This window comes from Streptomyces chiangmaiensis (assembly GCF_036281785.1).
GTDB classification, from domain to species: domain Bacteria; phylum Actinomycetota; class Actinomycetes; order Streptomycetales; family Streptomycetaceae; genus Streptomyces; species Streptomyces chiangmaiensis.
In genome coordinates, this window is sequence record NZ_JAYWVC010000126.1 from 1 (window position 1) to 25,112 (window position 25,112).

Here is a 25,112-nt window from a genome sequence, read left to right on the forward strand (position 1 = left end):
GCGGCAAACCTTTCCGGCCACAGCACTAGCCGAGCGACAGCACCACCAGCGCGGCCGTCCCCGCGGTCTCCGCGAGTCCGCCGAACACATCACCTGTCACTCCGCCGAAGCGGCGCGTGCAGTGCCGCAGCAGCATCTCCGCGGCGGCCACCGCGACCAGCACCGCGGCCGCCGTACGGAGGGCGCCGTACGTCCCGGACAGCGCGCCCCCCGCGGCCGCGGCGCCGGTGACGGCCGCGGCCACCGCCAGTGCCCCGCCGACCGGGACCACACCCGCGACCGCGGCGCCCAGACCCTCCGGCCGGGCGGCCGGTATCCCGCGGCGCGCGGCCAGCGTGAGGGCCAGCCGTGCAGCGGTGGCGGCGACGGCGGCGGCCAGTGCGCCCCGCTCCCACGAGTCGCCGTACGCCTCGGCGAGCGCCGCCACCTGACCGAGCAGCACGAAGACGAGTGCGACCACACCGAACGGCCCGATGTCCGACTGCTTCATGATCCGCAGAGCCTCCGCCGCGGGCTTGCCGCTGCCGAGTCCGTCGGCCGTGTCGGCGAGCCCGTCGAGGTGCAGTCCCCGCGTGAGCACGGCCGGAACGGCGGCGGCGCAGACGGCGGCGAGCAGCGGTCCGGACCCTGCCAGGAGCAGCACGGCGCCGAGCAGCCCGGCCATCCCCCCGACCACGACTCCGGCCAGGGGCGCGCACAGCATCCCGGCCCGCGCGGCGCCCCGGTCCCAGCGCCTCACGTCGACCGGGACCACGGTGAGGGTGCCGAAGGCGAAGCGCAGACCATGCAGAGCGGGGATCCTGAACACGGCGGCAGACTAGCCCGCGCCGCCCGCGTCACCCCCGGGTGCCCCGCGAGCAGGCACCGGCACCCCACCCCGGGCACACTGCACACATGGGCCACTGGCTGGAGCGCAACATCGTGGAGCCGGGCAAACTCCCCCTGCTGCTCGCGCTCGGCGCCTTCGTGCTGACGTTCGTGATCACCCGTGTCGTCACCCGCCTCATCCGCGCCGGGAAGGGCCCCTTCGGCAACGTCGAGGCCGGCGGCCTGAGCCGTCCGCCTGGCCCGTCCCGCCTCGCCCTGGGCGAGGCGGTTCTACCGCCACCGCCCGCGGGCCCGCGCCCGGGCCGGTCTGCGGGCCTACCGCCACGATCGCCGCTGGTCCGGGCTGAGCCGCAGACTTCAGGACTGGATCGGAGGCAGACCCGATCCGCAGCCGAGCCGGCCGTTCGACCGCCGCCCCTGAGCCAGCGTCGAAATCCCGCACACCATCAGCACCGCGCCGATCGCGGCGATGTGCTCCTTGCCCGCGAGGTTCTCCTTCAGTACGAGTTCCGCGCCCATCGCCGCGATCACCAGACCTCCCGTGAGGTATGCGCGGTACCACCAGCACAGGAACAGGGCGAGCCCGATCACCGCGGCCGACGGTCCGGTGTCGACGACCTGCGCGTCCGTCGACGGCAGCCCCAGCGGATGCTGCGGACCCAGGGCGATGCCCACCCGCGCGTACAGCGTGCCGGCCAGGGTGGCGATGTACGCGATGACGAGCGTGCGCCACCAGCCCAGACAGATCTCCGCGATACCGAACACGCAGAGGATCTGCAGGAGCGCCCCCCACACCGGCAGATCGAGGGCCGGTACGCAGAGGGAGAGGGGGGTGCGCAGCAGCGAGAGCCACAGCGGCTCCTCGGCCCGCACCGAGCCGACGTTCGCAACGAACCGGAAGCCCCACGGCTGGTTGTGCACGAAATGCAGGAGCGATGTCAGGCACACCGCGGCCAGCGTCATCGGCAGCGCCCGCCAGGGCCGCCGTGCGAGAGCCCGGCGCGCGGTGACGTACGGCAGTCCCCATTCGGCACGCGCCAGCCGGGCGAGGGTGCTCATCCCGTGGTCCTCATCGCTCCGGCGCTCCTCATCCGTACGACTGCAGGTGCTTTCGGTGCAGCCACTTCGGCAGCCCCGGAGCCTCCAGGAACCCCTCGGCGCGTGCCGAGGCGACGCCGATGCGCAGCAGGTCCGCGCTCTTCTCGAAGAGCAGGAACCGGGGCTCCCAGATGGGCCGGTACTTGGCGTTGGCCCGGTACAGCGACTCGATCTGCCACCAGCGCGAGAAGAAGCTGAGCAGGGAGCGCCACAGCCGCAGCACCGGCCCGGCGCCGAGCCGTGCGCCACGTTCGAAGACAGAGCGGAACATGGCGAAGTTGAGCGACACCTGGGTGACCCCGATCTCCCCGGCGCGCCGCAGCAGTTCGAGGACCATGAACTCCATGAGCCCGTTCTCGGAGTCCCGGTCGCGCCGCATGAGGTCGAGCGAGAGTCCGTGCGGCCCCCACGGCACGAAGGACAGCAGCGCCCGCAACTCCCCGGCCCCGTCACCGGCGCGGCCGTCCCTGCACTCGAGCATCACGCACTGCCCGTCCTGCGGGTCGCCGAGCCGGCCCAGCGCCATGCTGAACCCGCGTTCGGTGGCCCCGTCGCGCCAGTCGTCGGCCTTCTTCAGGAGAAAGGACATCTCGTCGGCGGGAATGTCCGCGTGGCGCCGGACGCGGACCGTGTACCCGGCGCGTTTCACACGGTTGCAGGCCTGGCGGACGGTGCGCATGGCGCGTCCTTCGAGGGTGAACTCGGCGACGTCCACGACGGCTTCGTCACCGAGTTCGAGTGCGTCCAGCCCGTGCCGCGCGTACACGGTCCCGGCCTCCTCGCTCGCGCCCATCACGGCCGGGATCCAGCCGTGTGCGCGCGCCTCGGCGAGCCACGGTCCGATGGCGCCGGGCCAGGCCTCCGGATCGCCGAGCGGGTCTCCGGAGGCGAGTGACACCCCGCCGACGACGCGGTACGCGACCGCCGCCTTGCCGGTGGGCGACCAGATCACGCTCTTGTCCCGGCGCAGTGCGAAGTACCCGAGCGAGTCCCGGTCGCCGTACCGGTCGAGCAGCGCCCGCAGCCTCTTCTCGTCGTCCTCGCTGATCGGGTCGACGGCGCGCCGGGAACGGAAGGCGGCGTACAGGACGGCGAGCACCAGCAGCGTGCTGAATCCGTTGATCGTGACGTCGACCCAGTTGGGCGTGGTGATCCCCGGGTAGTGCGAACTGTCGGCGGCGACCGAGACGAGCCGGAGGGTGCCGTAGCGCCAGCGTTCCGCGAAGGTCGAACGGTGGGCGTCCTGCGCGGTGTTGGTGACGGTCACCAGCAGGGCGGCGAGCAGCGAGCAGGCGAGCAGGCCGCCGGCCGCCACGACGGCGGCGAGCCGGGGGTTGGACCGGTCGCCCTTGGCGTAGAACTCCCGTCGCCCCACCAGCAGGGAGCCCACGAAGGCGGTGGTGAGCACCAGGGAGACCCAGTTCTGCGCGTATTGCCGGATCTCCGGGAAGGCCATGGCGAAGGCGAACAGCACCAGGAACGGCCCGCCGAGCACGAGGTTGAGGATCCATGCGGCCCGCTTGCGGCGCCGCATGGTGACGGCGAGGAACATCGTGAACACGCCGGAGGCGAAACCCGCCGTCAGCAGATACGGGGTGAAGAGGTTCTCCTGGTTGTGTCGCCGCACGTCCTGCCCGAGGGAGACCCATACGGCGGAGAGGAAGTTGATGAACGTGACGGCGCGCAGGTACCAGACGGCGAACGCGGCGGCCCGCCGGGAAGCCCGGCTGGACCGCCGCGTCCCGTTTCCCGACCGAGCGGTGTGTTCCTGTTCCGCATGAAAACGGATATCTCCCATGAAGGGTGATGATATGGGGAACTTCGGGGGCGTGCGGCGGAGCGGTAACAGGCGGAATCCGGCAGGCCGGCGTCCAAGCGGGCCGGCCCGCACCTACTCCGGCTGCTCCGCGTCCCCGCTCGCGCCGGCCTCCGCGGGCTTGTCCGGAAGTTCCGCCGACAGTGCCGCAGCCGCCTGGACGAGCGGGAGTGCCAGCAGGGCGCCGGCCCCCTCGCCGACCGTCACGCCGTGGTCGAGCAGCGGTTCCATCGCCATCCGGTCGAGCGCCTTCGCCTGCGCCGGCTCACCGCTGTTCTGCCCGGCCAGCCACCAGTCCGGCGCCCGGAACGCCACTCGCTGGGCGACCAGCGCGCACGCCGCCGAGACGACCCCGTCCAGGATCACCGGGGTCTTGCGCACGGCACACTGCAGCAGGAAGCCGGTCATCGCGGCCAGATCGGCCCCGCCCACCGCCGCCAGCAACTGCAGTTGATCGCCCAGTACCGGCCGGGCCCGCCGCAGCGCATCGCGCACGGCCGCGCACTTCCGCATCCATGCCAGGTCGTCGATCGCCAGACCGCCGCGTCCGGTGACGACGGACGCGTCCGTCCCGCACAGTGCGGCGACCAGCACGGCCGCCGGCGTCGTACCGCCGACGCTCACATCGCCGAGGACGACGAGATCCGTCCCGGCGTCCGCCTCCTCGTCCGCGACCGCGATCCCCGCCCGGAACGCGGCCTCCGCCTCCTCGGGCGTCAGGGCGTCCTCGACGTCGATGCGCCCGCTGCCGCGCCGCACCCGATGCCGTACGACGTCGTCGGGCAGTTCGCCCGGGTCGCAGTCGAGCGCCATGTCGACGACGCGCACGGGCACGTTCAGCTGCCGCGCCAGGATCGACGCCGGGCTGCCGCCCTCCAGCACCGCCCGCACCAACCGGTACGCGCTGCCCGCGGGCCGCGCGGACACACCGAGCGTGGCGATTCCGTGATCGCCCGCGAACAGCACCATGCGCGGTCGCTCGATCGGTCGCACCGGTACGGCGGACTGCGCGGCCGCCAGCCACTCACCCAGGTCGTCGAGGCGGCCCAGTGCACCGGGCGGCACGATCTGACGCTCCCGGCGCGCCTCCGCGTCGCGGCGCACCCCGCCGTCGGGGCGCTCGATCAGATCGGTGAAGTCGTCGAGATTAAGCGAGCTCATTGGCCGAACAGTACCGGCAGCGATCGAACGCCGAGGCGCCACATCGACGGCACGTCATTGCGTCCGAGAGCGAGATCCCCTACGTACCGTTTGAATACGTATTGTCGTGCGCCCTCGCCTGCACCCATGTCGCCCCGGGCGTACGTCGTCCCTGCCGCCACAGGAGCCGCCCATGCCCGCCACCCCGCAGCCGGCCGACGCCCGCCGCGCCGAGAGCCCCGGTGAACTCGCCCAGGGCGCCGGCCGGTTCCAGGAGCCGCGCCGCGACGACTGCCCCTGGTGCGGTTCCACGCACCTGCGCACCCGGCTGCGCACTCCGGACCTCGTGCGGCACAAGCCGGGCACCTTCGTCGTCGACGAGTGCCGGGACTGCGCCCATGCCTTCCAGAACCCCCGCCTCACCGCCGAGGGACTGGCGTTCTACCACCACGACTTCCATGCGGGGCAGGCGGGACTCGACGGCTTCGCCGAACGCCTCCTCACCGCCCGGGACAGCGCCCGCCGTCATCGGGCCGCGGCTCGCGCGATGCTGCCCTTCCCCGAGCCGGAGAGCTGGCTCGACATCGGCACCGGGCACGGCCACTTCCCGGAGGCGGCGAAGGAGATCCACCCGTACACGTCCTTCGACGGCCTCGATGCCACCCGTCGTGTCCAGCGGGCACGGGCCGCGGGCCGCATCGAGGAGGCCCACCACGGACGCCTCACCGACCCGGAGATCCTCGCGCGGCTGCGTTCCCGCTACGACGTCGTCAGCATGTTCCACCATCTGGAGCACACTCCCGATCCGCGCGCGGAACTGCGCGCCGCGCTGACCGTGCTGCGCCCCGGCGGCCATCTGTTCATCGAAGTCCCGGACCCCGACTGCACGTTCGGCACCCTGCTCGGCAAGTGGTGGGTCTCGTACGGCCAGCCGCGCCACCTTCATCTGATGCCGCTGCGCAACCTGCTGGCCGAACTGGAGTCCCTGGGCTGCGTCATCGTCACCACGGACCGCCGTGAGCCGCACACGCCGTACGACATCGGTGGCGCTGTGGCCCTCGCCCTGGCCCGAGCACTCCCCGCACCGGATGCCCCGTGGCGCGCGGCCCCGCCCACAGCGTTCCGGCGCCGACTGCGCTCGGCCCTGGTAGGAGCCGCAGCACCGCTGGTGGTGACGGCCACGGCCCTGGACCACACGCTGGCACCGCTGGTGCGGCGCACCCGTTTCTCGAACGCCTACCGGATCATCGCGCGCACGACCGCGTCACCCGCGTAGCGACAGCGCCTGCCCGGCCACCACCAGCAGCACATGCTCGCACTCCGCCGCGAACGCCGTGTTCAGGCGGCCCAGTTCGTCGCGGTAGCGGCGTCCGGAGGCCGTCGCCGGCACGATGCCGGAGCCGACCTCGTTCGAGACGGCGACGACCGTGCGCCGCGTCCCGCGCACCGCCGCCGCCAACTCCTCCACCCGGGCCCGCAACGCCCGCTCACCGCCGCCCGCCCACTCCGCGTCGTCCCACGCGTTGACCCCGTCCATCGCGTCGGTCAGCCACAGCGACAGACAGTCGATCAGCAGCGGAGGCCCGTCCTCCGTCAGCAGCGGCACCAGGTCGCACGTCTCGGTGGTGCGCCAGGAGCCGGGCCGCCGCTCCCGGTGCGCGGCCACCCGCGCCGCCCACTCCGTGTCCCCGTTCCGCGACCCGCCCGTCGCCACGTACAGCACGTCGGGGAACGCCTCGAGCCGCCGCTCCGCCTCCACCGACTTGCCCGAGCGTGCCCCGCCCAGCACGAGCGTGCGCCGCGGCACCTCCGGTACGTCCTCGTGGACCCCGACCGCCAGCGCCGTTCCGTCGGGCACCGTCCGTGCCCCCGCCGCCGCGAGCCTCCGCCGCAGTTCGGCGCCCGGCGGCACGTCGTGGTCGAGATGGACGGCGACGATGTCGGTGGCCGGTCCGATCGCCCCCACCGCACGCAGCTTCGCCGGCGCATCCGGCCGCCCCACGACATCGGCAAGCACCAGGTCGTACGGCTCCACCGGCCCCTCCAGGCCCGCGGGCGCCGCACCCGGCGGCAGATACAGCAGCCGCAGTCCGTCCGGACCGGTCACCGCATAGCCCGTGCCCGGCGAGTCCATCGCGAGGGCCCGCACCCGGTGCCCGGTCATCAGCGCCAGCTCCCGCCCGTCCGGCACCCGACCGGGCTGCGGCAGCCCCGCCGGTACCTCGACCGGCGGTCCGTCGTGCGGATGAGTCAGCAGCACCTGACGCACTGCGGCCAGCGACCGCCCGGCGCGCGCGGCCGCGAAGACCGCACCCGGCGTCAGGTCCAGCAGCAGCGTTTCGTCCACGAGCACCGCGGTCGCCGCGCGGGCCTCTTGGCCCAGCGCTCGCGCGCAGGCCGCACAGGGGCAGTCGGGGCGGGGCAGTCCCGCCGGGGCACCGGTACCGAGCACAGTCGCTTCCACGAACCCGATTTTCCCGGGTCACCGCAGGTGTTGCGCGTCCGGCTAGGCTCATGGCAGCAGCCGGACCAAGATCCGGCTTCTGCTCTGCAGGTGCTCACATCGTGGAGGCGTACATGGCGGCATGGACGTGGCGGTTCGAGAAGGCCGACGGGGCGGAGGTCCAGCCCGCGGTCGCGCCCGAGGAGTTCACCACGCAGGGGGACGCCGAGTCCTGGATCGGGGAGCACTGGAAGGAACTGCGCGACGGAGGCGCCGACCAAGTGCGGCTGTTCGAGGACACGACCGAGATCTACGGGCCGATGAGCCTGCACGCCGAGGACGCGTAGGTCCGCCTCGCGCGGGCGGGGGCCGGGGCCCTCGCCCGCCGCCTCACTGCTGGCCGAGGACGATACCGACGGTCTTGGTGCTTCCGCTGCGCCGGTACGTGATCGTCGTCTTCTGCCCGGGCTTGACGTCGGCGAGCGCCTCGGCGAGGGACGTCATCGTGGTGATGCCCGTGTCACCCAGCTTGGTGATGATGTCACCGGCCCGGAGCCCCGCCTTGTCGGCCGCGCCGCCGCTGCGCACCTCGACCACCGCCACACCGACCGGCTCGTAGCGGCCGTTCACCACCGTGCGGCCGGTGATACCGAGCGCGGCCCGTCCCGAGTGGGTCACCTTGCCGCTCTTGATGATCTGGTCGGCGATCGTCCGCACCGTGGACGCCGGGATCGCGAACCCGATACCGGGCGCCGCGCCGCCTCCCAGGTCCGGGTCGATCGCGGCGAGCGTGGGGATGCCGATGACCTGGCTGTCGAGGTTGACGAGTGCGCCGCCGCTGTTGCCCGGGTTGATCGCCGCCGAGGTCTGCACCATGTTCGCGATGGTGGCGCCCGTACCGTTCATGGCCCCCTCGCTGACGGTCCGTCCGGTCGCCGACACGATCCCCTGCGTCACGCTCGACGACAGTCCGAGCGGCGAGCCCATGGCGAGGACGATCTGCCCCACCGCGACCTTGGAGGAGTCCCCGAAGACCGCCGGCTTCAGACCGGGCGGCACCTTGTCCAGCTTGATGACGGCGAGATCCTGTTCCGGGTACGAGGCGACGAGGCCCGCAGAGAGCACCGCCTCGCTGTTGGCCGTGGTCACCTGGAACGTCTTCTCGTTCCCGATCACGTGGGCGTTGGTGACGATATGGCCCCTGTCGTCGTAGACCACACCGGAACCGAGAGCGTCCCCGGCCTGGATCTGCACGACGGACGGCAGCACGTCCTTGATGACCCGCTGGTACTCCCTCTCCAGGTCGTCGCCCGCCGAGGTGACGGTCGGCCGTGGGCTCGCCGAGGTATCCGTCCCGGCGGAGGTGCCGGAGCCGGTGCAGCCCCCGAGCGGCACCAGCGCGCAGACCAGAAGGGGCGCGCACAGTGCGCGCAGGGCACGGACACGGGAAGGGGCCATGTCCCGAGTGTCGGTTCAGGACGCTTCGCCCGCTTTCCCGATGCGCCCAAACGGAGGCTCCCGGTCGTCGCGGCGCCCACCGGCGGCGCCACGATCCGTCCTCAGCCCCGTACGCCGCACAGGTGCAGCAGCGCCGCGACCCCGCGGTACGGATCCGTCCTCCCGGCGCGCTCCTCGGCCGCCAGCAGGGTCTCGACGTCGGCGGGCGGCTGGGCTCCGTCCTCTGCCGTGTCGGTGAAGACCCGCACCCCGTACCACGCGTGCAGCGGTGCTCCGATTCCCGCGAGCGTGGCGGTCAGGCCCTCCAGCCGGTCCGCGCGCACATCGAGCCCGAGCCGGTTGGTGTAGGTCACCTCGTCGAAAGCACTCAGCGCGGCCGCCCAGTCGCGGGACAGACCGGGCCGCATGGCCAGCGCGTCCCCGTTGCGGACGAGCAGCGACAGCAGGCCGCCCGGTGCGAGCATCCGGGCCAGCCCCGCCAGCAGCGGGTCGGGCTCCTCGACGTACATGAGCACCCCGTGGCACAGCACCACGTCGAAGCTGCCCGGCAGGAAGTGCACTCCGGTGTCCCGGCCGTCGCCCTCGATGATCCGCACGCGTTCCTGGATGCCCTCGGGCTCCCCGGAGAGGGCCGCACGCGCCGCGGAGATCATCTTCGGATCCTGCTCGAGCCCGGTTATCCGGTGTCCGGCCCGGGCCAGGCGCAGCGCCTGTGTGCCCTGGCCCATGCCCACGTCGAGAACCCGCAGCCGCCGGCCGACCGCGAACCGCGCGGCTATCTGCTCGTCGAGCTGCCGAGCCACCAGCTGCTGCCGTACCACATCACGCAGCCCGCCCAGCTTGCTCAGCCAGGCATCCGCGGCCTCCCCGGAGAAAGAATCCGTGCTCAGGGCCGCTCTCCGCGCTTGACCTGAGGCTTCGGCATCCGGAGCCGACGCATCTGCAGGGAGCGCATGAGCGCGTAGGGGACCGCGCCCCGCTTGTTCTGGTCCGGGAAGCGTTCGCCGAGCCGCTTCCGCAGCCGGTAGGCGGAGAAGATCGAGTCGATCACGATCAGGATGATCACGACGAGCCACAGCAGCAGCGCGATGTTCTGCAGCGCCGGCACCCGCACCACGCTCAGCACGAGAATGATCACGGCGAGCGGCAGGAAGAACTCCGCCACGTTGAAGCGGGAGTCGACGAAGTCGCGGGCGAACTTGCGGACCGGGCCCTTGTCCCGCGCCGGCAGGTACCGCTCGTCGCCTCCGGCCAGTGCCTGGCGCTGCCGCTCCATGGCGGTGCGGCGCTCGTCGCGCTGCCGCCTGGCGGCGTCCTTGCGCGTCATCGGCGTGCTGGCGACGCTGCGTCGCTGGGACTGGGCCTCACTGCGCTTGGGCGTGGGCCTGCCCTTCTTGGCCTGCGGGTCACGGGGCTGCTTGGAGTCGGTCACCTGCGCCTTGTCGGCGGGGGCCTTCTCATCCTTGGCACGGCTACGGAACACAAAACCCAAGGGTACGGGGTGCCCGCGCACGGACCCCAGCAAACTGGGGAACGATCCGGCAACACCGGTCGTCTGTACTGGGACAGAGGGGTCTGAAAAGGAAGACCGCCGGCGTTCTTCCGTCGGTCGGCTGAGGGGATCCGGGAATCACCCCGCACGTAACCTCGGGGCACTCCTACTCCCTGCGCCGGAGCGGAACCGCGGGCAGTCGTCCTTGGGGATGACCGTATCCGTCCCCGAACAGTGCGGTAATGGAGGCAGGGACCGTACTGTGGGTCCTGTCGCAGACCTGTGAGCTGGAGTCCGTCAGAAGGGGGCGCGCGAAGCCCATGAGCGGTGTGATGAAGCGTATGGGGATGATCTTCCGCGCGAAGGCGAACAAGGCCCTTGACCGGGCCGAGGACCCGCGCGAGACCCTCGATTACTCGTACCAGAAGCAGCTGGAGCTGCTGCAGAAGGTGCGCCGCGGTGTCGCGGACGTGGCGACCAGCCGCAAGCGCCTGGAGCTGCAGCTCAACCAGCTCCAGAACCAGTCCACCAAGCTCGAGGACCAGGGCCGCAAGGCGCTCGCTCTCGGACGGGAGGACCTGGCCCGCGAGGCGCTGTCGCGGCGTGCCGCGCTCCAGCAGCAGGTGACGGACCTGGAGACCCAGCACCAGACCCTGCAGGGCGAGGAGGAGAAGCTCACGCTGGCGGCCCAGCGCCTCCAGGCGAAGGTGGACGCCTTCCGCACGAAGAAGGAGACCATCAAGGCGACGTACACGGCGGCCCAGGCGCAGACCCGCATCGGCGAGGCCTTCTCCGGGATCTCCGAGGAGATGGGCGACGTCGGCCTGGCCATCCAGCGCGCCGAGGACAAGACGGCGCAGCTCCAGGCCCGCGCCGGCGCGATCGACGAACTCCTCGCCTCCGGCGCCCTGGACGACCCCTCCGGAATGGCCAAGGACGACATCCAGGCGGAGCTGGACCGGCTCTCCGGCGGCACGGACGTGGAGTTGGAACTGCAGCGCATGAAGGCGGAACTGGCCGGAGGCTCCTCACAGCCCCAGGCCATCGAAGGCGGCACGGGCCAGGGGCAGAACGAGTCCCAGCCGCAGGACACTCCGCGTTTCGACAAGCAGTGACGCTGTCATCCACCGCGTCCCCCTGAGGAGGGCGACATGATCGTACGGATCATGGGGGAGGGGCAGGTGAAGCTGGACGACGCCCACTTCACCGAGCTCAACAAGCTGGACGACGAACTGCTCAGGGAGATGGAGGGCGGCGACGAGGAGGGTTTCCGACGTACTCTGGGCGCCCTCCTGGACGCGGTTCGCGGCCTGGGCACCCCGCTCCCGGACGACTCCCTCGAACCGTCGGAGCTGATCCTGCCGTCACCGGACGCGAGCCTTGCCGAGGTCCGCGAGATGCTGAACGACGACGGGCTGATCCCGGGCTGAGATCGGTGCCGGGCCGACGCCGTTCACGGGCCGAGGCCGCGCCACTGCGCGGCCCGGTCCTGGCGACGGGGAGCGGGGGTCCGGGGCGGCAGCCCCCCGGACGGTGCGGCCCGCTCCGGGGACGGGCCGAGTCGCCGCCCGCCTACGGCATCCGTTCCGCCCGCAGCGGGTGCCCCGTACCTTTGCTGAGGTGAGCACCCTAGAACGCACCAGGGACGGCCTCCGTGCCCACCCGCTCGCCCTGGACGCCGCCCTCGCCTTCGGCGTCCTCGTCTGCATGGTGGTCGGTTCCTTCGTCGACCCCCACGGCGACGACAGTCCCACCTGGGGCGCTCGCACCCCGGCAGCTCCCAGCCTCACCCTCATGGTGCTCTGCGCGGCGGCCCTGGTGTTCCGGCGCCGCAGGCCCAAGACCGTGCTCACCGTCACCGCCGCGCTCTCTCTCGTGGAGCTCGTCACCGCAGACCCCCGTGCCCCGGTCGCCATGTCCGCGGTCGTCGCCCTCTACACCGTCGCCGCCACCACCGACCGCCCCACCACCTGGCGCGTCGGTCTGCTCACCATGAGCGTCCTGACCGGGGCCGCCATGCTGGTCGGCACCGTCCCCTGGTACGCCCAGGAGAACCTCGGCCTCTTCGCCTGGACCGGCATGGCCGCGGCCGCCGGCGACGCCGTGCGCAGCCGGCGCGCCTTCGTCGACGCCATCAGGGAGCGCGCGGAGCGTGCGGAACGCACCCGTGAGGAGGAGGCCCGCCGTCGCGTCGCCGAGGAGCGGCTGCGCATCGCCCGGGACCTGCACGACGTCGTCGCCCATCACATCGCCCTGGTCAATGTGCAGGCCGGGGTCGCCGCGCACGTCATGGACAAACGGCCCGACCAGGCGAAGGAGGCCCTCGCCCACGTCCGCGAGGCCAGCCGCTCGGCGCTCAACGAACTGCGCGCCACCGTCGGTCTGCTCCGGCAGTCCGGCGACCCCGAGGCTCCCACCGAGCCCGCCCCCGGCCTCGCCCGCCTCGACGAGCTCGCCGACACCTTCCGCAATGCCGGCCTCCCCGTCGAGGTCGCCCGCGCCGACCACGGCACAGCCCTGCCGGCCGCCGTCGACCTGGCCGCCTACCGCGTCATACAGGAGGCCCTGACCAATGTGCAGAAGCACGCGGGGCACGAGGCGAAGGCCGAGGTCAGCGTCGTACGGGTGGGACCCCAGGTGGAGATCACGGTCCTCGACGACGGGACGGGCGAGGTCGCGGGGCCCGAGGACGACGGACACGGCGGGCACGGTCTGCTCGGGATGCGGGAGCGGGTCACCGCCCTCGGCGGCACCCTCACCACCGGTCCCCGCTACGGAGGCGGCTTCCGGGTCCATGCGATCCTTCCGGTCAGGAACCGTGCGACGACGACGGCAGGGGGAGACCGTATGACCGCCGCCCCGGGAGGGCCCGTATGACCATCCGTGTCCTGCTGGCCGACGACCAGGCACTGCTCCGCAGCGCCTTTCGCGTCCTCGTCGACTCCGAGCCGGACATGGAGGTGGTGGGTGAGGCGTCCGACGGCGCGGAGGCGGTCATGCTGGCCAGGGAACGGGGCGCCGACGTCGTCCTCATGGACATCCGGATGCCCGGGACGGACGGTCTCGCCGCCACCCGCCTGATCAGTGCCGACCCCGCCCTCGCCCATGTCCGGGTGGTCATCCTGACGACCTTCGAGGTCGACGACTACGTCGTGCAGTCGCTGCGGGCCGGGGCGTCGGGTTTCCTCGGCAAGGGGTCCGAGCCCGAGGAGCTGCTGAGCGCCATCCGGGTCGCGAACGGCGGCGAGGCGCTGCTGTCGCCCGCTGCCACCAAGGGGCTCATCGCCCGTTTCCTCGCCCAGGGCGAGGACGACGACGGGCGCGATCCGGCCCGGTCCGACCGGCTGGACACCCTCACGGGACGCGAACGGGAGGTGCTCGTGCTGGTCGCCGGCGGCCATTCCAACGACGAGATCGCCGAACGCCTGCAGGTCAGTCCGCTGACCGTGAAGACGCACGTCAACCGTGCCATGGCCAAGTTGGGTGCCCGGGACCGGGCGCAACTGGTCGTCATCGCCTACGAGTCGGGGCTGGTGCGTCCGAGGACGGAGTGAGCGGGCTCCGCTCCCGGTACCTCCACGGGTGGAGCGAACCGCTACGGGCCGTACTGCGTCCGCAGTAGGCGTCGCGCGGGGAAACCGACCGTGGGGCGACGGATCGGTACCGGCCGATGCACCAGGGTGTAGAGGCGGGGACTCATCTGCGTCCCCGGCCTTCCGCTCAGCCACAGAGAGAGACGCCGACCCATGTCCTGGCTGTCACGATTCAGCCTCGCGCAACGGGCCCTGATAGCGCTGATGTCGATCGTCGCGCTCGTCTTCGGGGCGATCGCGATCCCACAGCTCAAACAGCAACTCCTACCCACCATCAACCTGCCCGTGGTGTCCGTGCTGGCTCCGTACCAGGGCGCGTCCCCGGACGTGGTCGACAAGCAGGTCGTCGAGCCCCTCGAGAACACCCTGGAGGCCGTCACCGGCATCAAGGGCGTCACCTCCACGGCGAGCGAGGGCAACGCCGTCATCATGGCGTCCTTCGACTACGGCAACGACACCAAGCAGCTCGTCGCCGACGTGCAGCAGGCCGTGAACCGGGCCCGCGCCCAGCTCCCGGACTCGGTCGACCCGCAGGTCATCGCCGGTTCGACGGACGACATCCCGGCGGTCGTCCTCGCCGTCACCTCCGACAAGGACCAGCAGGCCCTGTCCGACCAGCTCGACAAGACCGTCGTGCCCACCCTGAAGGGCATCGGCGGGGTCGGTCAGGTGACCGTCGCCGGCGTACGGGACGTCCAGGTCACCGTCACGCCCGACGACGCGAAGCTTGCCCGGGCCGGGCTGACCACGGTCGCGCTCGGCCAGGCCCTGCAGGCCGGCGGTGCGACCGTCCCCGCGGGCTCCTTCGACGAGGACGGCAGCAACCGCACGGTCCAGGTCGGCGGCGGCTTCACCTCGCTGCAGCAGATCCAGGACCTGATGGTCGCGGGCCAGACGGGCAAGAAGCCCGTACGTCTCGCCGATGTCGCCACGGTCCGGCAGGAGGAGGCCAAGGCTGATTCCATCACCCGCACGGACGGCAGGCCCAGCCTCGCCGTGAACGTCACCATGGACCATGACGGCAGCGCGGTCGCCATCTCCGACGCGGTCAAGGACAAGCTGCCGGACCTGCGCAAGGACCTCGGTTCCGGTGCGAAGATCACCGTGGTCAGCGACCAGGGCCCGGCGGTCTCCAAGTCCATCAACGGTCTGACCAGCGAGGGCGCGCTGGGCCTGCTCTTCGCGGTCCTGGTGATCCTGGTCTTCCTGGCGTCGGTGCGCTCCACCCTCGTCACGGCCGTCTCGATCCCGCTGTCGGTGGTTCTCGCCCTGATCGTCCTGTGGACGCGCGACGTGTCGCTGAACGTGCTCACGCTCGGCGCGCTGACCATCGCCATCGGCCGCGTCGTCGACGACTCGATCGTGGTCCTGGAGAACATCAAGCGGCACCTCGGCTACGGCGAGGAGCGGCAGACGGCGATCCTCACCGCGGTCCGCGAGGTGGCCGGCGCGGTGACCTCCTCCACGCTGACGACGGTGGCGGTCTTCCTGCCGATCGGCCTGGTCGGCGGCGTGGTGGGCGAGCTGTTCGGCTCGTTCTCCCTCACGGTCACGGCGGCCCTGCTGGCCTCGCTGCTGGTGTCGCTGACGGTTGTCCCCGTCCTGTCGTACTGGTTCCTGCGCACCCCGAAGGGCATGTCGCAGGACGCGGAGGAGGCGCGCCGCGCGGCCGAGGCGAAGGAGGCGCGGAGCCGTCTGCAGCGGTTCTACGTGCCCGTGCTGCGCTTCGCGACCCGCCGCCGTCTCACCAGCGTGGCGATCGCGGTGATCGTCCTGGTCGGCACCTTCGGCATGGCGCCGCTGCTGAAGACGAACTTCTTCGACCAGGGCGAGCAGGACGTGCTCAACATCAAGCAGAAGCTGAACCCGGGTACGAGCCTGGCGGCGACGGACGACCAGGCCAAGAAGGTCGAGCAGATGCTCGCCGGGGTGAAGGGCGTCAAGGACTACCAGGTCACGATCGGCTCGTCCGGCTTCATGGCGGCGTTCGGCGGTGGCACCGACACCAACCAGGCGTCGTACACGGTCATGCTGGACGGGTCCGCCAAGTACGAGGACGTGCAGAAGCGCATCGAGGACGGCCTGGCGGGGCTCTCCGGGATCGGTACGACCACGGTGGCGGCCGGTGACGGCTTCGGCAGCCAGGACCTGAAGGTGGTCGTCAAGGCGGCCGACGGGGACGTGCTGCGCAGGGCCTCGGAGCAGGTCCGCACCGAGGTGGCGAAGCTCAAGGACGTCACGGACGTGACCAGCGATCTGGCGCAGAGCGTGCCGCGCATCTCGGTCAAGGCCGACTCCCGTGCGGCCGCGGCCGGTTTCACCGACCAGACGCTGGGCGCGGCGGTCGCCGAGGCCGTACAGGGCACCACCGCCGGCAGGGCGGTGCTCGACGACACCGAGCGGGACGTCGTGGTCCGGGCGGCGAAGCCGGCGCAGACGCTGGAGCAGCTGAAGGACCTGCGACTCGGGGCGGTGAAGCTGGGCGACATCGCGACGGTGCAGCTCGTGGACGGTCCGGTCTCGATGACCCGTATCGATGGTCAGCGGGCGGCGACGATCACGGCGCGTCCCACGGGTGACAACACCGGCGCGGTCAGCGCCGACCTCCAGTCGAAGATCAACGAACTGAAGCTGCCGGCGGGCGCCACGGCGCAGATCGGCGGTGTCTCGCAGGACCAGAGCGATGCGTTCAAGAACCTGGGCCTGGCCATGCTGGCCGCGGTGGCGATCGTGTTCATGCTGCTGGTCGCCACGTTCCGCAGCCTGGCGCAGCCCCTCGTCCTGTTGGTTTCCATCCCGTTCGCGGCGACGGGCGCGATCGGCCTGCTCGTCGTGACGGGCACCCCGATGGGCGTCCCGGCGATGATCGGCATGCTGATGCTGATCGGCATCGTGGTGACCAACGCGATCGTGTTGATCGACCTGATCAACCAGTACCGCAAGCAGGGATACGGCGTCGTCGAAGCCGTGGTCGAGGGTGGCCGCCACCGTCTGCGCCCGATCCTCATGACGGCCCTGGCCACCATCTTCGCGCTCCTGCCGATGGCCCTGGGGGTCACGGGCGAAGGGGGCTTCATCGCCCAGCCGCTGGCGGTGGTGGTGATCGGCGGTCTGATCACGTCGACCCTGCTGACCCTCCTGCTGGTGCCGACCCTCTACGCGATGCTGGAGCTCCGCAAGGAGCGCCGCGCGAAGAAGCGGGCGGCGAAGCGGGAGACCACGAGCAAGGTCATGGAACCTGCGGGCGTGTAGTGCGCGCGAAGGGCCCGGCCCGCACGAGGTGCGGGCCGGGCCCTTCGTCACGGTAGTCGGCGCGTGCCTACGGCAGCGCCAGCATCCGCTCCAGGGCCAGCTTCGCGGAGGCCTCCGTCTCCTTGTCGACCTCGATGCGGTTGACCAGGTTTCCCTCGGCCAGCGATTCCAGCGCCCACACCAGGTGCGGCAGGTCGATGCGGTTCATCGTCGAGCAGAAGCACACCGTCTTGTCGAGGAAGACGATCTCCTTGTCCTCCGGCGCGAAACGGTTCGCCAGACGGCGCACGAGGTTCAGCTCCGTACCGACGGCCCACTTGGAGCCCGCCGGTGCGGCCTCCAGCCTCTTGATGATGTACTCCGTCGAGCCCACGTAGTCCGCGGCGGCCACGACGTCGTGCTTGCACTCGGGGTGGACCAGCACGTTCACCCCGGGGATCCGCTCCCGCACGTCGTTCACCGAGTCGAGGTTGAAGCGGCCGTGCACCGAGCAGTGGCCGCGCCACAGGATCATCTTCGCGCCGCGCAGCTCCTCGGCGGTCAGCCCGCCGTTCGGCCTGTGCGGGTTGTAGACGACGCAGTCCTCCAGCGACATGCCCATGTCCCGTACCGCGGTGTTGCGGCCCAGGTGCTGGTCCGGCAGGAACAGGACCTTCTCACCCTGCTGGAAGGCCCACTCCAGGGCCCGCTTCGCGTTCGACGAGGTGCAGATGGTGCCGCCGTGCTTGCCCGTGAACGCCTTGATGTCGGCGGACGAGTTCATGTACGAGACCGGCACGACCTGCTCGGCGATGCCCGCCTCGGTCAGCACGTCCCAGCACTCGGCGACCTGTTCGGCCGTCGCCATGTCCGCCATGGAGCACCCGGCCGCCAGGTCCGGCAGGACCACCTTCTGGTCGTCGGACGTCAGGATGTCCGCCGACTCCGCCATGAAGTGCACACCGCAGAAGACGATGTACTCGGCCTCCGGCCGTGCCGCGGCGTCCCTGGCCAGCTTGAAGGAGTCGCCCGTGACGTCCGCGAACTGGATGACCTCGTCGCGCTGGTAGTGGTGACCGAGCACGAAGACCTTTTCCCCGAGCCTCTCCTTGGCCGCGCGGGCGCGCTCCACCAGGTCCGGGTCGGACGGGGAGGGAAGGTCGCCGGGACACTCGACGCCTCGCTCGCTCCTCGGGTCGGCCTCACGGCCGAGCAGCAGCAGGGCGAGGGGCGTCGGCTGTACGTCGAGCTCCTGGGTCTGGGCGGTGGTCACGACACGCACCCTTTCTGTTCTGCGGCTCGCCGACCCCGAGGGGGGTCGGCGGGACATGCGGGACTAGCCTTTTCGTCGAATTGACGTTATCTATCATAACCGCTTCACGTCAGTTTGACGACGGCCATTGCGTCTATGTGACGTGAATCCCGGCCCGCCACTGCCGCCCGTCCACGGGGCGTCGTCCGGCGATCCGGGAGGGGTACGGCAGGCGACGCGTCGGTGTCCCCCCGGTCGTCCACAGGCCGGTGTGCGTGTTCCGGCGCGTATGCGAGCATGAAAGAGGAAGCGAAAAGAAACGCGCTCGGCCCGGAATGAATCCGCGGCCACGCCGGTTGCAATCGTCGGCAAGCAGTCTCCGTACAACCCGGGAGAGATGTAGATGTCCGTACAGGACGAGACCACTACCGTCATCGACGGCATCATCCTGACCGACGCCGCCGCGGCCAAGGTCAAGGCCCTGCTCGACCAGGAAGGTCGTGACGACCTTGCGCTGCGTGTCGCCGTTCAGCCCGGTGGCTGCTCCGGCCTGCGCTACCAGCTCTTTTTCGACGAGCGTTCCCTCGACGGCGACGTGGCGAAGGACTTCGGCGGCGTCAAGGTCGTCACCGACCGCATGAGCGCCCCGTACCTGGGCGGCGCGACGATCGACTTCGTCGACACCATCGAGAAGCAGGGCTTCACCATCGACAACCCGAACGCGACGGGTTCCTGCGCCTGCGGCGACTCCTTCAGCTGAGCCGGCGCACCGGCTGAACACACGCCGCGGCCGGTGACCGGCAGGCGTGCGAAAGCGGCGTCCCCCGACCGGGGGCGCCGCCTCTCGCTTGTCCGTGAGCCGCGCCTACCGCGACTGCGTCGAAGCGTCCCCGCCCGAGGAAGCCTTCGGCAGCGTGTCCGCCGTCCCCTTCGGGATCTCCTCGCCGTCCGAGCCCACCACCGCACGGTCGCCGAGCGGCGCCTTCAGGTGCAGCGTCTCGTGGTAGATCTTGGCGATCATGATGCAGACCTTGCCCTTCCAGGGCGTCTCGGTCACGGTCACCGTCACCCTGTCGGAGCTCTCGCTCACGGATGCCGAGTAGTCGGCGCACACCCCGCCCTCGTAAGCGATGGTCAGGGCCCGGTCGTCCGCGGTGTACCCCATGACCTTCACCTTGCGTGTGGCCGGCGCCGACGAAGGCTCGTCGCTCGGACCACCGTGTCCGGGTGGCTGCGGCGCGGCCAGCCAGCGCGGGTCGACCGCCGGATATGTCACCGTGAAGGTGTCCCCGGCACCCGTCGGGCGCACCTCGAACAGCCACGACGGCACCAGCACCGGCCTCGCGCCCACGGAGTGCACGGCCAGCCCGAACACCGCACCCGTCACGGACGCCGAGGTCCGTGCAGGTGGCGCGGCAGGTGCCCGGCAGGGCGCCTCGTCGCGGTCCTTGAGCGGCACCGGGCTGGCGCAGCCACCGATGCCCTTGCGGCCGTACGACGTACTCGCGCCGTTCATCAGGTCCAGGGTCTTCTTCGCGCCGATGACGGGGTAGACGGCGCCCTCGGCCGGTGCCTCGAGGTTCCCGCTGCCGCCGATCACCTTGCCCTCGGAGTCGATCCTGAGGCCGGTCGTCCAGCCGTAGGTCGGCAGGCCGCCCACCTCCGGCTCGGCGTTCACCACCCGCACCCGGTCCATGAGCTGGGACGCGTCGAGCTTCGCGTCGTCCTGACCGACCGCCTTGAGCACGGGAGCGGCCGCCTTCTTCGCCGCCTCCTCGCTCACCGGCCCCGGGCCCGTGCCCGCCGTCCCGGACCCGCTCGGCCTGCACGCCTTGCCCCGGGGGCAGTTGTCGGTGCCCGGCACGGAGGAGCGATACGTCCACGTTCCCGGCGCGTTCCTGTTCACCCGCAGATTCGGCTCGGCACCGTCCTTGACGGCTCCCACCTGCCAGGTGTCACCCACCAGCCTCGGCGTGCCGCTCACATTCAGCGCCTCGGCGAGCCGAGTCACCTCGTCCTTGGCCACCGTGCCCTTCGCCCAGTACACGGGCGCCGACTTCGGGCCGTCCGGAAGCCTGGCCGCCACGGTGTAGGCCGTGCCGTACGGGTCGGGCTCGCCCACCGCGATACCGGGGGTGCGGCCGTCGCCGTAGCCGTCGAGGGCCAGTGCCAGGGGAGTGCCGTCCCCGCCCGGCGCAGCGGAGTCGCCCGATGTGCCGGACGCGGTCGCGGCAAGATACGCCGCGCCGCCCCCGACGAGCAGGACCGCGGTCGCCACCGAGGCGACGGCGGCCCGGGAACGTCGCCGGCGCGTCACGGGCCCGTCCGCGTCCTCGGTGGCGTCACGCGCGTGGTCGGGTCGCTCGGTGTTCACCGCATCGCTCCTTCGGCTCCACTGCAGTCCCAGGAGACCCCGCCGTACGGCACGACGCCACAGCAAGGTCGTACACCGCCTCCCCTCTACGGGGGACGGCGATGGGACGCAGCGGGGCAGCGCACGGTTCCCTCGCGGGCGCGCCCGGACGCCTGGCCGGTCCCTGCGGCCGGTCAGTCCCCGTAGTCCGACATCGCGTCCAGGAGACGGGCCGAGGCGGGCGGCACGCTGACGCCGTGGATCAGCGACGGGGAGACCGGCAGGGGAGCCGTTTTCGCAGGTGCGGCCCAGTGCGGGACCATTCGGGCGCTGTCGCCCGGCAGCGACGCCAGGTCGCCTTCCAGGTCGAGCGGAACGGTGCCGTAGACCTCGATCTTCGTCATGAGGAAACCGTAGGCTCGGTGGAGCCCGTGAAGAAACATCTACTATCGGGTAGTTTTGCCTGCTTCAGACGGCCGGGTGGACCGGGTAGCGTGAACTGTCAATCCCCTCCTCCACAGGAGCGTGTCCTCGCCGTGCGTATCGCAGTCACCGGCTCCATCGCCACCGACCACCTCATGACCTTCCCCGGCCGCTTCGCCGACCAGCTCGTCGCGGACCAGCTGCACACGGTCTCCCTCTCCTTTCTGGTGGACCGTCTGGACGTACGCCGTGGCGGTGTCGGCGCGAACATCGCCTTCGGGATGGGACAGCTCGGCACCCGGCCGATCCTGGTCGGCGCGGCGGGCTCGGACTTCGACGAGTACCGGGCGTGGCTGGACCGGCACGGGGTGGACACGGCCTCCGTGCGCATCTCCGAGACCCAGCACACAGCCCGCTTCGTGTGCACCACGGACACCGATCACAACCAGATCGGCTCCTTCTACACCGGTGCCATGAGCGAGGCACGGCTCATCGAGCTCAAGACGGTCGCCGACCGGGTGGGCGGCCTCGACCTGGTGGTGATCGGCGCCGACGACCCGGAGGCGATGCTGCGCCACACGGAGGAGTGCCGCACCCGGTCCATCCCGTTCGCCGCCGACTTCTCCCAGCAGATCGCGCGTATGAGCGGCGACGAGATCCGGATACTGCTGGACGGGGCGACCTACCTCTTCTCCAACGAGTACGAGAAGGGGCTCATCCAGACCAAGACGGGCTGGACCGACTCCGAGATCCTGGACAGGGTCGGCCACCGGGTGACCACCCTCGGCTCGCGGGGCGTGCGTATCGAGCGGTCCGGCGCGGACCCCGTCGAGGTGGGCGTGCCCGAGGAGACGGCGAAGGTCGACCCGACGGGTGTCGGTGACGCCTTCCGTGCGGGCTTCCTGTCGGGCCTGGCCTGGGGGGTCTCACTGGAGCGCGCGGCCCAGGTCGGCTGCATGGTGGCCACCCTGGTCATCGAGACTCTGGGCACCCAGGAGTACCAGCTGCGCCGTGCCCACTTCATGGAGCGCTTCACCAAGGCGTACGGCGACGATGCCGCGCTGGAGGTCCAGAAGCACTTGGTCTGACCGCCGGGCGGCGCCCCCGGACACGTCTTCAGGAGAGCCGGCGGACCACGTAGCCGGAGCCCCGCTCCGCCGGTTCCTCACCGATGTACTCCTGCCCCCGCATCTCGCACCAGGCCGGGATGTCCAGGCGTGCCGCCGCGTCGTCGGACAGGACCCGCACCGTACCGCCCACCGGCACGTCCCCGAAGACCTTCGCCAGCTCGATCACCGGGATCGGGCAGCGCTTTCCGATGGCGTCGACGACCAGGGTGTCCTCTCGCCCGGCGGTCCGCGGGGACGGCGCGCCGAGCTTCTCGCGCACGGCCGCGACCGCGCCCGGCAGCACTGAAAGGAACCGGTCGACCTCCTCCGCCGGCGCCCCCAGGGGCAGCGAGATGCGGACGTTGCCCTCGCTGAGCACCCCCATCGCGTTCAGTACATGGCTCGGCGTCAGCGTGCTGCTCGTACAGGACGATCCGGACGACACCGAGAAACCCGCCCGGTCCAGCTCGTGCAGCAATGTCTCCCCGTCGACAAAGAGACAGGAGAAGGTGACGATCCCGGGCAGGCGGCGCACCGGGTCGCCCACCACCTCCACATCGGGAACCAGTTCCGGCACCCGCGCCCGGATCCGCTCCGTCAGCTCCCGCAGCCGTAGCGCCTCCTCGGCCGCCGTCGCCCGCACGGCCCGCAGCGATGCCGCGGCCGCGACGATCGCCGGGATGTTCTCGAACCCGGCCGCGCGCCCCGACTCCCGTTCGTCCACCGGGCCTTGAGGCGCGAACCGCACCCCCTTGCGCACGGCGAGGAGCCCGACTCCGGAAGGGCCGCCCCATTTGTGTGCACTCGCCGTCAGTACCGACCAGCCGCCCTCCACCGGACCCCAGCCCAGCGACTGCGCCGCGTCCACCAGCAGCGGCACCCCGGCCGCACCGCACACGTCGGCCACCTCGGCGACCGGCTGAACCGTCCCCACCTCATGGTTGGCCGACTGAAGGCAGGCCAGTGCGGTGTCCGGGCGCAGCGCGGCCTCGTACGCCTCCGGTGCGACCTCTCCCGCGCGGGAGACCGGCACCTGCGTCACCGTGCCGCCGTCGGCCTCGAACACCTCGGCCGTATGCAGGACCGAGGAGTGTTCGACCGCTGACACGATCAGGTGGCGGCCGACCCGGCGGCGTCCCGTCAGCACTCCCTCCATCCCGGAGTGCACCGCCCGCGTTCCGGAAGCGGTGAACACCAACTCGTCCGGGCGGCAGCCGACCGCCTCGGCGGCCGCTTCGCGCGCCGCGTCCAGCAGCATCCGGGCTCGCCGCCCCTCGCGATACAGGCGGGCCGGATCGGCCCATCCCTCATCGAGCGAGGCCTGCAGGGCCTGGCGGGCGACGGGGTGGAGGGGAGCGGCGGAAGCGGCGTCGAAGTAGGACACACCGCAACGCTAACTCTTGCGAACCGCGCGGCCTGGCTCAGGACCCTGAGGCGCCCCCCAGCCGCACGCCGGCCGCCCCCCGGACCACCCTCGTGCCGCCCTCGAGCCACCGTCAGATGCTGGCCAGAAGCGGTCATTCCACCCCTTCGGGGTGACCGGCGGCGCGTTGGGGACCCTCCCCGCGCGCCCCCAGATAGCGTCCAGTAGGGTTTGGTCCGCATAAACATCCAAACCCCTGCCCGACGCAGGGCGGCGACCGACCAGCGAGAAGGCCGCAGCCGACCGCGCGGGCGAGACTCTCGGGAAGGCGCTACGTGAGTCCCAACGGCTCCGACCGCTCGCCGCGGCGCCCGATGCGGCGGAAGCTGCTGCAGGCACTGACCGCGGGCCTGGTCCTGGCGACCGCTACCGGTTGCACATATAAGGACTTCCCCCGCCTTGGTATGCCCACCCCGGCCACGGAAGAGGCTCCGCGGATCCTCTCCCTGTGGCAGGGCTCCTGGGCTGCCGCGCTCGCCGTCGGCGTGCTGGTGTGGGGCCTGATCCTGTGGAGCGCCATGTTCCACCGGCGCAGCCGCACCAAGGTCGAGGTTCCTCCGCAGACCCGGTACAACATGCCGATCGAGGCCCTGTACACGGTCGTGCCGCTCATCGTCGTTTCGGTGCTCTTCTACTTCACGGCCCGCGACGAGGCCGAGCTGCTCGACCTCTCCAAGAAGCCCGACGTCACCGTCAACGTGGTCGGCTACCAGTGGAGCTGGGGCTTCAACTACGTCACTCCGATGCCCGGGGTGACGGGGGATGCTAAGACCGATCCGAACCTGGACGCGATTCCCGACCGGTACAAGAACGACTTCCCGGTGGCCGCCGGCGGTGTCTACGACTTCGGCACGCCGGCCACGCGGAACCCGCAGAACGGCAACCCCGGTCCGACCCTCTGGCTCCCGAAGGGCAAGACGGTCCGCTTCGTCCTCACCTCGCGCGACGTCATCCACTCCTTCTGGGTGCTGCCGTTCCTGATGAAGCAGGACGTCATTCCGGGCCACACCAACGCCTTCCAGGTGACTCCCAACCAGGAGGGCACCTTCAGGGGCAAGTGCGCCGAGCTGTGCGGCGTCGACCACTCCCGGATGCTGTTCAACGTCAAGGTCGTCTCGCCCGAGCGCTATGAGCAGCACCTCAAGGACCTCGCCAAGAAGGGGCAGACCGGTTACATTCCCGCCGGCATCGCGCAGACGAGCCACGAGAAGAACCGGGAGACGAACAACCTGTGAGCATCCTCAACGAACCCCAGGGTGCCGCCGCAGCTGAGGACTCGTACGAGAACGAGCTGCCGGTCCGGCGCAGGCGACCCGGCAATGTCGTCGTCAAGTGGCTGACCACCACCGACCACAAGACGATCGGCACGCTGTATCTGGTCACGTCGTTCGCGTTCTTCCTCATCGGCGGCGTCATGGCTCTGCTCATGCGCGCCGAGCTGGCCCGTCCGGGC

22 protein-coding genes and 2 pseudogenes are annotated in these 25,112 nt (G+C 71.1%); 12 read left to right on the top strand and 12 right to left on the bottom strand.

Features of this window, described 5'->3' with window-relative positions:
- Nucleotides 1-25 precede the first annotated feature (25 nt).
- Nucleotides 26-808, bottom strand: a complete 783-nt coding sequence (locus tag VXC91_RS28675) for an adenosylcobinamide-GDP ribazoletransferase (protein ID WP_408057496.1) — start codon at nucleotides 806-808, stop codon at nucleotides 26-28.
- Nucleotides 809-894: 86 nt separating this feature from the next.
- Between VXC91_RS28675 and VXC91_RS28680 the strand changes: the two are divergent.
- Nucleotides 895-1,249, top strand: a pseudogene (locus VXC91_RS28680) (hypothetical protein).
- Here the strand turns inward: VXC91_RS28680 and VXC91_RS28685 are convergent.
- The 3 genes from VXC91_RS28685 to cobT form a co-directional block, all read right to left on the bottom strand.
- The gene (locus tag VXC91_RS28685) at nucleotides 1,186-1,887 is read right to left on the bottom strand and encodes a hypothetical protein (RefSeq protein ID WP_329510245.1); all 702 of its coding nucleotides are present in this window, start codon (nucleotides 1,885-1,887) and stop codon (nucleotides 1,186-1,188) included. The pseudogene VXC91_RS28680 and the gene VXC91_RS28685 overlap by 64 nt on opposite strands.
- A 28-nt stretch (nucleotides 1,888-1,915) precedes the next feature.
- Complete coding sequence (locus VXC91_RS28690) at nucleotides 1,916-3,724, bottom strand: phosphatidylglycerol lysyltransferase domain-containing protein (protein WP_329510246.1); 1,809 nt, start codon at nucleotides 3,722-3,724, stop codon at nucleotides 1,916-1,918.
- A 93-nt stretch (nucleotides 3,725-3,817) separates the two neighbouring features.
- Nucleotides 3,818-4,903 carry a nicotinate-nucleotide--dimethylbenzimidazole phosphoribosyltransferase gene (cobT, locus tag VXC91_RS28695; protein ID WP_329510247.1) on the bottom strand — a complete coding sequence of 362 codons (1,086 nt, stop codon included), beginning with the start codon at nucleotides 4,901-4,903 and terminating at the stop codon, nucleotides 3,818-3,820.
- Nucleotides 4,904-5,075: 172 nt separating this feature from the next.
- Between cobT and VXC91_RS28700 the strand changes: the two genes are divergently transcribed.
- The gene (locus VXC91_RS28700) at nucleotides 5,076-6,158 is read left to right on the top strand and encodes a class I SAM-dependent methyltransferase (protein ID WP_329510248.1); all 1,083 of its coding nucleotides are present in this window, start codon (nucleotides 5,076-5,078) and stop codon (nucleotides 6,156-6,158) included.
- On the opposite strand, the gene VXC91_RS28705 is transcribed toward VXC91_RS28700, so the two are convergent.
- On the bottom strand, nucleotides 6,147-7,346 hold the full coding sequence (locus VXC91_RS28705; protein WP_329510249.1) for a bifunctional adenosylcobinamide kinase/adenosylcobinamide-phosphate guanylyltransferase: 1,200 nt from the start codon (nucleotides 7,344-7,346) through the stop codon (nucleotides 6,147-6,149). The genes VXC91_RS28700 and VXC91_RS28705 overlap by 12 nt on opposite strands.
- 113 nt (nucleotides 7,347-7,459) lie before the next feature.
- Between VXC91_RS28705 and VXC91_RS28710 the strand changes: the two genes are divergently transcribed.
- Entirely contained in the window at nucleotides 7,460-7,672 is a 213-nt protein-coding gene (locus VXC91_RS28710) for a hypothetical protein (protein ID WP_059132503.1), read from the top strand.
- 43 nt (nucleotides 7,673-7,715) lie between these two features.
- Here the strand turns inward: VXC91_RS28710 and VXC91_RS28715 are convergent, their stop codons facing one another.
- The 3 genes from VXC91_RS28715 to VXC91_RS28725 all read right to left on the bottom strand — a co-directional run bounded on the left by VXC91_RS28715 (nucleotide 7,716) and on the right by VXC91_RS28725 (nucleotide 10,305).
- The gene (locus VXC91_RS28715) at nucleotides 7,716-8,783 is read right to left on the bottom strand and encodes a S1C family serine protease (RefSeq protein WP_329510250.1); all 1,068 of its coding nucleotides are present in this window, start codon (nucleotides 8,781-8,783) and stop codon (nucleotides 7,716-7,718) included.
- A 101-nt stretch (nucleotides 8,784-8,884) separates the two neighbouring features.
- Nucleotides 8,885-9,586, bottom strand: a complete 702-nt coding sequence (locus tag VXC91_RS28720; protein WP_329510251.1) for a class I SAM-dependent methyltransferase — start codon at nucleotides 9,584-9,586, stop codon at nucleotides 8,885-8,887.
- Nucleotides 9,587-9,669: 83 nt separating this feature from the next.
- Nucleotides 9,670-10,305 (bottom strand): DUF3043 domain-containing protein, encoded by a 636-nt coding sequence (locus tag VXC91_RS28725; RefSeq protein WP_329510265.1) that lies wholly within the window; start codon nucleotides 10,303-10,305, stop codon nucleotides 9,670-9,672.
- 290 nt (nucleotides 10,306-10,595) lie between these two features.
- On the opposite strand from VXC91_RS28725, the gene VXC91_RS28730 reads away from it, so the two are divergent.
- The 5 genes from VXC91_RS28730 to VXC91_RS28750 all read left to right on the top strand — a co-directional run bounded on the left by VXC91_RS28730 (nucleotide 10,596) and on the right by VXC91_RS28750 (nucleotide 17,120).
- The gene (locus VXC91_RS28730; protein ID WP_329510252.1) at nucleotides 10,596-11,390 is read left to right on the top strand and encodes a PspA/IM30 family protein; all 795 of its coding nucleotides are present in this window, start codon (nucleotides 10,596-10,598) and stop codon (nucleotides 11,388-11,390) included.
- Nucleotides 11,391-11,426: 36 nt separating this feature from the next.
- Nucleotides 11,427-11,705: a PspA-associated protein PspAA gene (gene pspAA / locus VXC91_RS28735; RefSeq protein ID WP_329510253.1), complete on the top strand. Its 279-nt coding sequence runs from the start codon at nucleotides 11,427-11,429 to the stop codon at nucleotides 11,703-11,705.
- Between the two features lie 190 nt (nucleotides 11,706-11,895).
- Nucleotides 11,896-13,152, top strand: a complete 1,257-nt coding sequence (locus tag VXC91_RS28740) for a sensor histidine kinase (protein WP_329510254.1) — start codon at nucleotides 11,896-11,898, stop codon at nucleotides 13,150-13,152.
- Nucleotides 13,149-13,829, top strand: a complete 681-nt coding sequence (locus VXC91_RS28745; RefSeq protein ID WP_329510255.1) for a response regulator transcription factor — start codon at nucleotides 13,149-13,151, stop codon at nucleotides 13,827-13,829. The genes VXC91_RS28740 and VXC91_RS28745 overlap by 4 nt, the downstream gene beginning before the upstream one ends.
- 192 nt (nucleotides 13,830-14,021) lie before the next feature.
- Nucleotides 14,022-17,120, top strand: a complete 3,099-nt coding sequence (locus VXC91_RS28750; protein ID WP_329510256.1) for an efflux RND transporter permease subunit — start codon at nucleotides 14,022-14,024, stop codon at nucleotides 17,118-17,120.
- 67 nt (nucleotides 17,121-17,187) lie between these two features.
- Here VXC91_RS28750 and nadA read toward each other — a convergent pair whose 3' ends face one another.
- Nucleotides 17,188-18,372 (bottom strand): quinolinate synthase NadA, encoded by a 1,185-nt coding sequence (nadA, locus tag VXC91_RS28755; protein WP_329510257.1) that lies wholly within the window; start codon nucleotides 18,370-18,372, stop codon nucleotides 17,188-17,190.
- 382 nt (nucleotides 18,373-18,754) lie between these two features.
- On the opposite strand from nadA, the gene VXC91_RS28760 reads away from it, so the two are divergent.
- Nucleotides 18,755-19,111 carry a HesB/IscA family protein gene (locus VXC91_RS28760; RefSeq protein WP_329510258.1) on the top strand — a complete coding sequence of 119 codons (357 nt, stop codon included), beginning with the start codon at nucleotides 18,755-18,757 and terminating at the stop codon, nucleotides 19,109-19,111.
- A 105-nt stretch (nucleotides 19,112-19,216) separates the two neighbouring features.
- Here the strand turns inward: VXC91_RS28760 and VXC91_RS28765 are convergent, their stop codons facing one another.
- Complete coding sequence (locus tag VXC91_RS28765) at nucleotides 19,217-20,725, bottom strand: hypothetical protein (protein WP_329510259.1); 1,509 nt, start codon at nucleotides 20,723-20,725, stop codon at nucleotides 19,217-19,219.
- Nucleotides 20,726-20,898: 173 nt separating this feature from the next.
- Entirely contained in the window at nucleotides 20,899-21,108 is a 210-nt protein-coding gene (locus VXC91_RS28770; protein WP_329510260.1) for a hypothetical protein, read from the bottom strand.
- A 132-nt stretch (nucleotides 21,109-21,240) separates the two neighbouring features.
- Here VXC91_RS28770 and VXC91_RS28775 point away from each other — a divergent pair, with 132 nt between their 5' ends.
- The gene (locus VXC91_RS28775; protein WP_329510261.1) at nucleotides 21,241-22,215 is read left to right on the top strand and encodes a carbohydrate kinase family protein; all 975 of its coding nucleotides are present in this window, start codon (nucleotides 21,241-21,243) and stop codon (nucleotides 22,213-22,215) included.
- A gap of 28 nt (nucleotides 22,216-22,243) precedes the next feature.
- Here VXC91_RS28775 and VXC91_RS28780 read toward each other — a convergent pair whose 3' ends face one another.
- Entirely contained in the window at nucleotides 22,244-23,620 is a 1,377-nt protein-coding gene (locus VXC91_RS28780) for a cysteine desulfurase/sulfurtransferase TusA family protein (protein WP_329510262.1), read from the bottom strand.
- 314 nt (nucleotides 23,621-23,934) lie between these two features.
- Between VXC91_RS28780 and ctaC the strand changes: the two genes are divergently transcribed.
- Nucleotides 23,935-24,894, top strand: coding sequence for an aa3-type cytochrome oxidase subunit II (ctaC, locus tag VXC91_RS28785; protein ID WP_329510263.1), 960 nt, complete (start codon nucleotides 23,935-23,937; stop codon nucleotides 24,892-24,894).
- Nucleotides 24,891-25,112: pseudogene (locus VXC91_RS28790) on the top strand (cytochrome ubiquinol oxidase subunit I); the annotation flags it as partial. The gene ctaC and the pseudogene VXC91_RS28790, both read left to right, overlap by 4 nt.